We start from the raw sequence: 10,900 nt of genomic DNA, 5'->3' as shown, positions 1-10,900 counted from the left end.
CGTGTCACCGCCGGGCTCACGCGGACGCCGCCTTCGTCGACCGCGCCGACGGCGTCGCGAGTGCGGCCGCGGCGACCGTCTCGGCGTCGACGAGCACGCCGTCGAGCAGCGTCGGGTACCCGTGGTGGAAGGTCGCGACGACCCGGCCGGGCAGCCGCATGCCGAGGTACGGCGAGTTCTGCGACTGGCCGTGCAGGTCGTCGACCGAGAACTCCCGCACCGCCGCGGGGTCGTACAGCGTCAGCTCGGCGGGGGCACCCTCGGCGATGCGCTGACCGTGCCCCTCGACCTGGCCGATGCGGGCGGGTGCCTCGGACAGCACCCGCGCGACGTCCGCCCAGCCGAGCCGGCCGTCCTCGACCACTGCGGCGTGCACGACGCTCAGCGCCGACTCGAGCCCGACCATGCCGTTCGCTGCGGCCGGCCACTCGCAACACTTCGCCTCCGCGGTGTGCGGGGCGTGGTCGGTCGCGACGATGTCGATCGTGCGGTCGGCCAGTGCGGCGCGCAGGGCGTCGACGTCCTCGCGGGAGCGCAGCGGCGGGTTCACCTTGTACCGGGCGTCGTACCCGGGTGCGCCGTCGACCCCGGCGATGAGGTCCTCGGTGAGCACGAGGTGGTGCGGCGTGACCTCGGCGGTGACCTCGATCCCGCGGGATTTCGCCCAGCGGATCACCTCGACGCTGCCGGCGGTCGACACGTGGCAGACGTGCAGGCGTGCGCCCACGTGGTCGGCGAGCAGCACGTCGCGGGCGATGATCGCCTCCTCGGCCACGGCCGGCCAGCCGGCGAGCCCGAGCTCCGACGACAGCCGGCCCTCGTTCATCTGCGCGCCGATGGTCAGCCGCGGCTCCTGCGCGTGCTGCGCGAGGACGCCGCCGAAGCCCTTGATGTACTCGAGCGCCCGACGCATGAGCAGCGGGTCGGCGACGCACGAGCCGTCGTCCGAGAAGACGCGGACCTTCGCCCGGCTCGTCGCCATCGCACCGATCTCGGACAGGTGCGTGCCCTGCAGCCCCTGCGACACGGCGCCGATCGGGCGGACCGTGACGTAGCCGGCGTCGTCCCCGAGCGCCTGGACCTGCTCGACCACGCCCGCGGTGTCCGCGACCGGCGAGGAGTTCGCCATCGCGTTGACGGCGGTGAAGCCGCCGGCCGCCGCGGCACGGGATCCGGTGAGGACGGTCTCGGACTCCTCGGAGCCGGGCTCGCGCAGGTGCGTGTGGAGGTCCACGAGACCGGGCAGGGCGATCAGGCCGTCCGCGTCCACGACCGAGGCACCGGCCGCGTCGAGACCGGACCCGACCGCGGTGATGCGTCGTCCCTCCAGGCGGATGTCGGCACGCGAGCCGTCGACCAGCTGCGCGCCGCGGATCAGGTGGGCGGTCATGCGACGTGCTCCTTCGCTTCGTGCTCGCCGGTGAGGGCGAGGTACAGGACGGCCATGCGGACGGACACGCCGTTGGCGACCTGCTCGACGACCGTCGAGCGCGGGTCGTCGGCGGCCACGCCGGCGATCTCGAGGCCGCGGTTCATCGGCCCCGGGTGCATGATCAGCGTGCGCTCGGACAGGCTGGCCGCCCGGGCGGCGGTGAGGCCGAAGTGGCGGGTGTACTCGCGGGGGTTCGGGAAGAAGGCGTCGTTCATCCGCTCCTGCTGGATCCGGAGCAGCATCACGACGTCCGGGTCCTCGGCGAGGGCGGCGTCGAGGTCGTGGTGCACGGCGGCACCGAACGGCCGGTCGACCGCGGGCAGCAGGGTCGGCGGCGCGGCGAACGTGACCTCCGCGCCGAGCGTGCGGAGCAGCCAGGCGTTGCTCCGGGCGACCCTGCTGTGCAGGACGTCGCCGACGATCGTCACGCGGACGCCGTCGAGCCCCTGCCCGCGGCTCGCGGTGCCGTGGAGACGACGGCGCATCGTGAAGGCGTCGAGCAGGGCCTGCGTCGGGTGCTCGTGCGTCCCGTCGCCGGCGTTGACGACCGGGACGTCGATCCAGTCGGCCTCGGCGAGGACCCGCGGGGCGCCCGACGCCTGGTGCCGCATGACGATGCCGTCGATGCCCATCGCGCCGAGGGTCTGCACGGTGTCCTTCAGCGACTCGCCCTTCGAGACGCTGGAGCCCTTCGCCGCGAAGTTGATGACGTCGGCGGACAGGCGCTTGGCGGCGGCCTCGAAGGAGATGCGCGTGCGGGTGGAGTCCTCGAAGAACAGGTTCACGACGGTCTTGCCGCGGAGGGCCGGGAGCTTCCGGACCTCGCGCGTGTTGACCTCGGCCATCTCCTCGGCGATGTCGAGGATGCGGACGGCCTGCTCGCGGGACAGGTCGGCGGTGGAGAGGAGGTGCTTCACGAGGCGGCCTCCTGCCGCGCGTCCGGCTGTTCGATGACGACCTCGTCGGTGCCGTCGGTCTCGGTCAGCCGCAGCGTGACCCGCTCGTCGGACGCGGTCGGCAGGTTCTTGCCGACGTGGTCCGCGCGGATCGGCAGTTCCCGGTGCCCCCGGTCGACGAGCACCGCGAGGCGGACCGCGCGCGGTCGTCCGATCCCCTGCAGGGCGTCGAGCGCGGCGCGGACCGTGCGGCCGGAGAACAGCACGTCGTCCACGAGCACGACGACCTTGCCGTCGATGCCGCCGGCCGGGATCGTCGTCCGGTGCGGGGCGCGGCCGATGCCGTGACCGAGGTCGTCCCGGTGCATGGTGACGTCGAGCGTGCCGGTGCGGGTGGGACCCGGCGTCCACTCGGGCTCGATGTCGGCCAGGATGCGGTCGAGCCGCTCGGCCAGGACGGCACCCCGTGTCGGGATGCCCAGGAGCACGAGCTCCGAGGCGCCGTGGTTGGCCTCGAGGATCTCGTGCGCGATGCGTGTCAGAGCACGCGTGATGTCGGGGTGTTGCAGGACCGTTCTGGTGCCCACGCCGACCTCCTTCCCCGCCTCACCGGACGGACTTAAAGGACGCTGACGTGGACAACCCTACTCGGACTCCTCGTCCCCCGCGACAGTCCGACCGGACGGCGCGGCGCCCTGCTCGGCAGTCCGACCGGACGGTGCGGAGCCCTGCTCGGCAGTGCGACCGGACGGTGCACGGCCGCCGGCGACGGCGCCGAGCACGCCGTTCACGAAGCCGGCCGAGTCGTCCGTCGAGAGCGACTGCGCGAGCTCGACGGCCTCGGCGATGGCGACCGCGTCCGGGACCTCCGGGTTGTACCGGAGTTCCCAGACACCCATCCGCAGGATGCAGCGGTCGAGCACGGGCATGCGGGCGATGGACCAGCCCTGCGCGTGCTCGACGATCACCTTGTCGATCGCCGAGCGGTCGTCGTCGACGCCGGTGACGATCTGACGGGCGTAGTCCCAGCTCGACGCCCGCTCGGGCTGGTCGAGGTGCCGCACCGTCTCGGTGGCCAGGACGTCCGCGATCGGGAGCTCACGCACCTCGGCGACGTACAGCATGTCGAGGGCGCGCTTGCGGGCCTTCGAACGAGCACTCATGGAGCGAGCGCCTAGTTGTTGACGCGGCCGAGGAAGCTGCCGTCGCGCGTGTCGATCTTCACGGTGGTGCCGTTCTCCAGGTAGAGCGGGACCTGGATGCGGTGGCCGGTCGCGATGATGGTCGCGTCCTTCGTGCCGCCCGAGGAACGGTCGCCCTGCAGGCCCGGCTCGGTCTCGACCTCGGTGACGATCGACGTCGGGAGCTCGATGTAGAGCGGGTTGCCCTCGTTCATCGCGATGGTGACCATGGCGGACTCGAGCAGGTAGTTCTTGGCGTCGCCGACGACGGTCTCCGACACGGGGACCTGGTCGTAGGTGTCGGTGTCCATGAAGACGTACGACTCGCCGTCCTGGTACAGGTACTGGTAGTCGCGGCGGTCCACGGTCGCGGTGTCGATCTTCGCGCCGGCGTTGAACGTGCGGTCGACGACCTTGCCCGAGACGACGTTCTTGAGCTTGGTGCGGACGAAGGCGCCGCCCTTGCCCGGCTTGACGTGCTGGAACTCGACGACCGACCAGAGCTGCCCGTCGATGATGAGAACGGCGCCGTTCTTGATGTCAGTGGTACTCGCCATGGGTCTTCCGTTCGATGGTGTTGTGAAGGTCTCCCGGACGTTCGTCCGGTCCCGGCGACGACGGAGAGTGCCCGCGCCGACGCCCCGACGAGTGTAGCGGACGAGGACCGCCGGGCCGGTGGTCGCCGCCGTGGGCGACCGCCGCTCGGTCGCGGCTCACCGCCTCCGCCGCGCCCGCCACGCGTCGATCGCCGCCCAGACCAGCAGCACCACGGCGGTACCGCCCAGGATCCCCCCGGCCTCCCCGGTGGAGAGCACCGCCGTCGGCCTCGCCGGCGACGCGAGGTACACGATCGCCAGCACGCCGGCACCGGCGCCGAGCAGCACGAGCAGCACGCGCCGCACCAGGCCGGAGACCACCTCACGGTCGCGGCGGTCCGAGAACAGCCGGATGTTCACCGCGAGCCTGCCCGTCTCGAGCGCCTCGGTGATGCGGTCGACCCGTCGGGGCAGCTTCCGTGCGGCCGACACCACCCCGAAGAGCTCGCGGACGGCGAGGTCGCGCACGGCCCGCGGCCGCAGCTGGTCGCGGATCTGCTGCCGCGCGAGATCGCGCGACTCCTCGAGCAGGTCGAACGACGGCGCGAGGCTGCGGAGGGTCCCCTCGAAGATCGCGAGCGCTCGGGCGGCGGCGACGAAGTCCGGTGGTGGCTTGAGCCGGTAGCGCCCGAACACGGCGACGGCGTCGTCGACGGTCTCGACGCCGATCCGGGCACCTGGGCCGAGCTCGTCCGCGACGAACGCCGCGATGTCCCGGCGGAAGTCGGGTTCGTCCTCGGCGTCGCGTACCGGTGCCATCCGCATCACCGCGTCGGCGATCCGCTCCGTGTCGTCCTGGATGTAGCCGGCGAGCAGGTCCTGCACGGTGCTCCGCAGGCCCGGGTCGAGTCGGCCGACGGACCCGAAGTCGATGAGGGCCGGACGCCCGTCCGGCAGCAGCACGACGTTCCCCGGGTGCAGGTCGGCGTGGTAGATCCCGTCGAAGACGATCTGCCGGAGGAAGGCGTCGAGCACGGCGCGCATCGGCGTGTCGAGGTCCTGGCCGCTCCCCGCGGCACGCAACGCGCTGAGCGTCTCGCCGTCGAGGAACTCCATCACCATCACCCGACGGCCGGAGAGGTCCCGGTACGGCTCCGGGTAGGCGACCGCGTCCGGCCGGGCGCTCCTGGCCTGCGCGGCACGCAGCGCGGTCAGGTTCCGCATCTCCGAGGTGAAGTCCACCTGCCGCACCAGGTCGTCGGCGTACTGCTGTGCGACGTCGGCGACCCCGACCTGGCGGGCCTCGGTGCTCGTGCGCGCGAGGAACCGGACCACCCGCAGCGCGATGTCGACGTCGCGACGGACCGCGGTGTCGATGCCGGGGCGCTGGACCTTGACGGCGACGACCGTTCCGTCGAGCAGGGTCGCGCGGTGCACCTGCGCGATCGAGGCCGCGGCGACCGGTTCGGCGTCGAAGGACGCGAACACCTCGTCGACGGATGCGCCCAGCTCCTCCTCGAGGAGCGCCGCGACCTCTGCGGCGTCGGCGGGACGGACGCTCCGCTGCAGGTGTGCGAGGCCCTCGGTCCACTCGTCGGGCAGCAGGTCGTCGCGGGTCGACAGCAGCTGTCCCATCTTCACGAACCCACCGCCCGCCTCCTCGAGGGCGCGACGCAGGTGCTCGGCCTGCCGTCGCCGCAGGTCCGACGTCTCCGGCTCACGCGTGAAGTCGAGCCGTCGGAAGGGCAGGAGCTCGTGGCGGCGGGCGATCGACAGCAGCTCGGCGAAGCGTCGGGCACGGGAACGCAGGCTGCCGACGGCGACGTCCTGCTGGCCGAGGTCGCTCAGGCGGGGCGGGGTGGGCACCGGACCAGTCTGCTCCCCGGCCCTGCGGGCCTGCCCCGCTCCTGCACAGCCGGGAGGCGCGACGCACCGTCCACAGGTCGGCGCACCACCCACGTACGGTCGGGTCCACTGCACGACCCTCGTCACATGGACACTGCACGCATGACCGCGGCGATCGCTGCGACGGCGTCGATCGCCGCTGCGGTCGTCAGCTGGTTCGGCGCCTTCCAGGCACGACGCACCGCGGACCGTGACCATGCCTGGTCGCGCTTGGTCTGGGCGCTCGCTCGGCGACGGGACAGCCCGGAGTACGACATCTCGAAACGTGTGCTCGTGGCGCTCGAAGACGTAGCGTGGTGGTCCGAACCGGACCGGCGGCTGGCCACGCAGGCGCTGCGTCGCATCGTCGCGGCCGAAGCTCAGCCCGATGACACCATGACGACCACCGACGGAAGGACCGGATCAGATGCCGCTCCGGAGACCACTCCCTGACGCACCGGATCTCGACGTCGACGGGCGGGAGCAGTACTACGCGTGGGTGAACGGAGCAACGGTCGACGAGTTCCGGGAGTGGAAGCGTACCGATGTCCTCACCGTCTCGCTCCGCGTGAAGTGGTGGTGGCGTCGAACGTGCCGCAAGCTCCGCTGACCGTGGCATACGGACCGGCTAGACGCCGACCTCCTGGTAGGCGGTGAAGAGCAGGTGGTCCTCCGGGCCCTCGAGGGTGACGGGCTTGCCGACCCCGTCGAGGATGATGAACCGGAGCATGCCCGCACGCGCCTTCTTGTCACGACGCATGGTGGCGAGCAGGCCCTCCCACCGTCCGAGTCCGTAGCTCGTCGGCAGCTCCAGCGACTCGAGGATCGACCGGTGCCGGTCGACGGTCGCGTCGTCCAGGTGTCCCGTCAGCCGCGCGAGTTCGGCGGCGAACACCATGCCGACCGACACCGCCGCGCCGTGCCGCCACTGGTAGCGCTCGGCGTGCTCGATCGCGTGCCCGAGGGTGTGCCCGTAGTTCAGCACCTCCCGGCGCCCCTGCTCGGTGAAGTCCTCGGAGACGACCTCGGCCTTGAGCGCGATCGCGAGCTCGACGACGCGGCGGAACTCCGGCGTCGTCGGGTCGGTGACGCGGTCGACGTCGGCCTCGATCACGTCCAGGATCTCGGGCACCGCGATGAAGCCCGCCTTGACGATCTCGGCGAACCCGGTGAGCACGTCGTTGCGTGGCAGCGTCCGGACGAGGTCGAGATCGGCGACCACCGCGCGCGGGTGGTGGAAGGCCCCGACCAGGTTCTTGCCCTCGTTGGTGTTGATGCCGGTCTTCCCGCCGACGCTCGCGTCGACCAGTCCGAGCACGCTCGTCGGCATCGCCAGGAACGGCACGCCCCGGAGCCAGGTCGCCGCGACGAACCCGGCGAGGTCGGTGACGGCTCCCCCGCCGAGGCCGATGACGGCGTCGGTGCGGGTGAAGTCCGCCTGGCCCATGACCTGCCAGCAGAACGCGGCGACCTCGATGCGCTTGGCAGCCTCGGCATCGGGGACCTCGGCGATCAGGGCGTCGAGCCCGGCGTCGACGAGGACGGTGCGGAGCTCGTTCGCCCGGGCACCGAGGGTCGGCGCGTGCACGATGAGCACCTTCGCCACCCGCTGGCCGAGCAGCGACGGGACCGAGCCGAACAGGTCGTTGCCGACCACGACGAGGGAGCCGCCCTCGCCGCCGACCCGGATCTCGGTGGTGCCCTCGGGCAGGTTCGACGCGGTCACGGTGTCCCTCCGGTGGTGTGCTCCTGGTCGGAGCCGCTGTGCTCCTGGTCGGAGCCGGTGCGCCCCTCGTCGGAGCCGGTCTGCTGCTCGGTCACCCACGCGACGACGTCGCGGACGACGTGCGACATCGGGCGTCGCGAGGTGTCGAACGTCGCGTGCGCGAGCTCGGCGTAGGTCGCTGCCCGCTCGTCGGCGATGGTCTGCCACGCATCGATCCCGCCCTGCGCCAGGAGCGGTCGGTCGCTCCCGGCGATCCGCGCCGCGACGGCCTCGGGTGACACCGTGAGCAGCACGATGCGCGAACCTCGCAGGGCCGCCCGCGTGTCCGGGTGCGTCACGGCGCCTCCGCCGACCGAGACGACGCCGCCGGTCGCGACGGCCGCACGGACCGCCTCGGCCTCGAGCTCGCGGAACGCCGGTTCACCACGGTCGGCGAAGATGCCCGGGATCGGTCCGTGTGCTCGTGCGATGACCCGGTCGGTGTCGGTGAACGGCACACCGAGCGCCTTGGCGACGCGCTTGCCGACGCTCGACTTGCCGGCACCCATCGGTCCGATCACGACGACCGGCACGTCGGTTCCCGGGACTGCCCCGGTGGTCGACGCGTCGGCGCCGGTCACCGGACCGACGTGGACTCGGCCGCGTGCGACCCGGCCGCCTGGGACGCTGCGCCGTCGGTCCGGCGGGAACGCAGGGTCTCCGGCAGTGCCGCGAGGTAGGCGTCGAGGTTGCGCTTCGTCTCGGTCAGGCTGTCGCCGCCGAACTTCTCCAGCACGGCATCGGCCAGCACGAGCGCGACCATCGCCTCGGCCACGACACCGGAGGCCGGCACCGCGCAGACGTCGCTGCGCTGGTGGTGGGCGGCGGCGTCCTCGCCGGTGGCGACGTCGATGGTGTGCAAGGCGTGCGGGACGGTCGCGATCGGCTTCATGCCCGCACGGACGCGGAGGACGGTCCCGGTGGACATGCCGCCCTCGGTCCCGCCGGCGCGGTCGCTCGTCCGGACGATCTCGCCGTCCTCGCGGTACAGCTCGTCGTGCGCCTCGGACCCGCGGCGTGCTGCGGTGGCGAACCCGTCGCCGACCTCGACGCCCTTGATCGCCTGGATGCCCATGATCGCCGCGGCGAGTCGGGCGTCGAGTCGACGGTCCCAGTGCACGTGCGAGCCGAGCCCGGGCGGGACACCGTAGAACAGCACCTCGACGACCCCACCGAGGGTGTCCCCGTCCTTCTTCGCCGCCTCGACCTCGGTGACCATCCGTGCGGAGGTCTCCGGGTCCGCGCAGCGGAGCTGGTCCTCGTCCAGGCGGTCGACGTCGTCGGGCAGGGGCAGCGGCGTGCCGTCGGGCACGCGGACGGTGCCGACCTGCAGGGTGTGGGCGACCGAGCGGATGCCCAGCTCGGCCAGGAAGGACTTGGCGACCGCACCGAGTGCGACCCGCGCCGCGGTCTCGCGGGCGGACGCACGCTCGAGGATCGGTCGTGCCTCGTCGAAGCCGTACTTCTGCATGCCGACCAGGTCGGCGTGGCCGGGGCGCGGCCGGGTCAGGGGGGCGCTGCGGCCGCGGGACATCTCGGTCGACTCGACGGGCTCGGGGTTCATCACCTCGACCCACTTGGGCCACTCGGTGTTGCCGATGCGGATCGCGATGGGGCTGCCGAGCGAGGAGCCGTGGCGCACGCCACCGGAGACGTGGAGCTCGTCCTGCTCGAACTTCATCCGCGACCCGCGTCCGAAGCCGAGCTTCCGTCGCGCGAGGTCGGTGCGGATGGACTCGAACGACACCGGGACGCCCGCGGGCAGGCCCTCGAGCATCGCGATGAGTTCGGGTCCGTGGGACTCACCAGCGGTCAACCAACGAAGCATGTCGACCATCCTCCCACAGGGTCCGGTCGTGCGACGCGACCGGACCCTGCGGGCACTACTGGTACTCGGGGTGCGCCCGGAGCCAGGCCTGGAACTGCTTCACGGCCACCTGGTGCTCCGCGTACGTGTCCGAGAAGACGGTCTCGCCCGTGTCCAGGTCGACCGTCACGAAGTAGAGCCACTTGCCGTCGGCCATGTTCGTGACGGCCTTGATCGCGACGTCGCCCGGGTTCGAGATCGGTGCCGGGGGCAGCCCCTTGTGCACGTAGGTGTTGTACGGGTTCCCGGCGTCGGCGCGTTCGGCGTCGGTCGTGGTCACCTTGTGCGTGTTGCCCGTCCCGTAGGCGACGGTCGCGTCCGACTGCAGCGGCATGTCGATGTCGAGCCGGTTCTGGAACACCCGGGCGACCTTCGGGTAGTCGGCGGCGAGGCCCGCCTCCTTCTGCACGAGCGAGGCGAAGACGACCGCCCGCTCCTGGTCGGCCTCGGCGACCCCGGCGGCGGCCAGGTGCTCCTTCATGGTGTCGACCATCGACTGGAAGTACTGCTTCGCGGTCCACCCGGGGTTGATCGGGTACGTCGCCGGGAAGAGCCACCCCTCGAGCGTCGTCGCGCCCGCGGGGAGCCCGTAGGCCTGCACGTCCTTCGCGGCTGCGCTCACCTCGGCCTCGGACAGCCCCGCCTTCGAGACCATTCCCGCCTCGATGTCCTGCAGCGCGGTCCCCTCCGGGATCACGATCGAGGCCTGGACGCGGTTGCCGGAGTCCTTGAGCGCGGCGAGGGCGGCCTTCGAGCTCATCTCCTTCTTCAGCTCGTACGACCCCGGCTGGAACGAGACGTCCGGCGAGGTCAGCAGCAGCTTGTAGAAGACCTTCGAGCTCTTCACGACCCCGCTGCGCTGCAGGGTCTTCGCGACGTCCTCGCCGATGTCGCCCTGCTTGATGGTCACGGTGACCTTGCTCGTCCCGTCGCCCGTGTAGTCGTCGGGCTCGCTGGAACCGCCGACGGCGCTGATCAGCTGCTGCACCTTGGGCGCGGCGAACGCGTACGCACCGACGCCACCGACCAGGACGAGGGCGACGATCACGATGCCGGCGATCAGCGGCCCTCGACGCCGCTTCGGTCGCGGCTCGCGCGGCGGCCGGGAGGCTCCTCCGCCTCCGCCACTCCGCCCTCCCGGACCCGGCGGGCCCGTCAGCGATCGGCGCCGGTGCCGCTATCACTCCGCCCGGTCGGGCTCCGGCCTGCTGGACAGGTTGCCGACGTTGCCGTCGGGGTCGCGCACCAGGGCGGAGCGGTTGCCCCACGGCATCGTGGTCGGTCCGAGGACGACGTCCTCGCCGGTGAGGCCGAGCTCCGCGAACGCGCCGTCAACGTC

The 10,900-nt window shown here is 72.0% G+C and carries 11 protein-coding genes and 1 pseudogene; 1 reads left to right on the top strand and 11 read right to left on the bottom strand.

Translation table 11 applies throughout. The features are described 5' to 3' along the window. Positions 1-16: 16 nt before the first annotated feature. The 6 genes and pseudogenes from D8M35_RS04625 to D8M35_RS04600 all read right to left on the bottom strand — a co-directional run bounded on the left by D8M35_RS04625 (position 17) and on the right by D8M35_RS04600 (position 5,911). On the bottom strand, positions 17-1,390 hold the full coding sequence (locus D8M35_RS04625) for a dihydroorotase (protein WP_126890789.1): 1,374 nt from the start codon (positions 1,388-1,390) through the stop codon (positions 17-19). Further along, entirely contained in the window at positions 1,387-2,349 is a 963-nt protein-coding gene (locus D8M35_RS04620; protein WP_126890788.1) for an aspartate carbamoyltransferase catalytic subunit, read from the bottom strand. Before D8M35_RS04620 ends, D8M35_RS04625 begins: the two co-directional genes overlap by 4 nt. Continuing rightward, positions 2,346-2,915: a bifunctional pyr operon transcriptional regulator/uracil phosphoribosyltransferase PyrR gene (pyrR, locus tag D8M35_RS04615; protein WP_126890787.1), complete on the bottom strand. Its 570-nt coding sequence runs from the start codon at positions 2,913-2,915 to the stop codon at positions 2,346-2,348. The genes D8M35_RS04620 and pyrR overlap by 4 nt, the downstream gene beginning before the upstream one ends. 177 nt (positions 2,916-3,092) lie before the next feature. After that, positions 3,093-3,491 (bottom strand): annotated as a pseudogene (gene nusB / locus D8M35_RS04610) (transcription antitermination factor NusB); the annotation flags it as partial. A gap of 11 nt (positions 3,492-3,502) precedes the next feature. Further along, positions 3,503-4,066, bottom strand: coding sequence for an elongation factor P (gene efp / locus D8M35_RS04605; RefSeq protein ID WP_058729119.1), 564 nt, complete (start codon positions 4,064-4,066; stop codon positions 3,503-3,505). Positions 4,067-4,222: 156 nt separating this feature from the next. After that, positions 4,223-5,911 (bottom strand): AarF/ABC1/UbiB kinase family protein, encoded by a 1,689-nt coding sequence (locus tag D8M35_RS04600; protein ID WP_161972602.1) that lies wholly within the window; start codon positions 5,909-5,911, stop codon positions 4,223-4,225. 126 nt (positions 5,912-6,037) lie between these two features. Between D8M35_RS04600 and D8M35_RS16540 the strand changes: the two genes are divergently transcribed. Further along, entirely contained in the window at positions 6,038-6,382 is a 345-nt protein-coding gene (locus tag D8M35_RS16540; RefSeq protein ID WP_161972601.1) for a hypothetical protein, read from the top strand. A 175-nt stretch (positions 6,383-6,557) separates the two neighbouring features. Here D8M35_RS16540 and aroB read toward each other — a convergent pair whose 3' ends face one another. From aroB to D8M35_RS17245, 5 genes are all read right to left on the bottom strand, one after another. Beyond that, positions 6,558-7,586, bottom strand: coding sequence for a 3-dehydroquinate synthase (gene aroB, locus D8M35_RS04595; protein WP_238638096.1), 1,029 nt, complete (start codon positions 7,584-7,586; stop codon positions 6,558-6,560). A 65-nt stretch (positions 7,587-7,651) separates the two neighbouring features. After that, a complete protein-coding gene (locus tag D8M35_RS04590) occupies positions 7,652-8,203 on the bottom strand; it encodes a shikimate kinase (RefSeq protein ID WP_126890812.1) in 552 nt (183 codons plus the stop codon). Between the two features lie 68 nt (positions 8,204-8,271). Then, a complete protein-coding gene (gene aroC, locus D8M35_RS04585) occupies positions 8,272-9,522 on the bottom strand; it encodes a chorismate synthase (protein WP_126890785.1) in 1,251 nt (416 codons plus the stop codon). Between the two features lie 55 nt (positions 9,523-9,577). Further along, entirely contained in the window at positions 9,578-10,609 is a 1,032-nt protein-coding gene (mltG, locus tag D8M35_RS04580; RefSeq protein ID WP_238638094.1) for an endolytic transglycosylase MltG, read from the bottom strand. A 132-nt stretch (positions 10,610-10,741) separates the two neighbouring features. Continuing rightward, a partial coding sequence (locus D8M35_RS17245; protein WP_342342909.1) for a glyoxalase/bleomycin resistance/extradiol dioxygenase family protein occupies positions 10,742-10,900 on the bottom strand: 159 nt, incomplete at its 5' end.

This window comes from Curtobacterium sp. HSID17257 (assembly GCF_003989515.1).
Classification (GTDB): Bacteria; Actinomycetota; Actinomycetes; order Actinomycetales; family Microbacteriaceae; genus Curtobacterium.
Note: the sequence above shows the minus strand (reverse complement) of the source record. Positions and strands in the feature narration are given on the sequence as shown.

Excerpts from the sequence above, each read along its gene's own strand:
- efp (WP_058729119.1), bottom strand. The coding sequence starts at position 4,066 with ATGGCGAGTACCACTGACATCAAGAACGGCGCCGTTCTCATCATCGAC.
- D8M35_RS04590 (WP_126890812.1), bottom strand. The coding sequence starts at position 8,203 with ATGGGTGCCGGCAAGTCGAGCGTCGGCAAGCGCGTCGCCAAGGCGCTC.
- D8M35_RS16540 (WP_161972601.1), top strand. The coding sequence starts at position 6,038 with ATGGACACTGCACGCATGACCGCGGCGATCGCTGCGACGGCGTCGATC.
- aroC (WP_126890785.1), bottom strand. The coding sequence starts at position 9,522 with ATGCTTCGTTGGTTGACCGCTGGTGAGTCCCACGGACCCGAACTCATC.
- D8M35_RS04625 (WP_126890789.1), bottom strand. The coding sequence starts at position 1,390 with ATGACCGCCCACCTGATCCGCGGCGCGCAGCTGGTCGACGGCTCGCGT.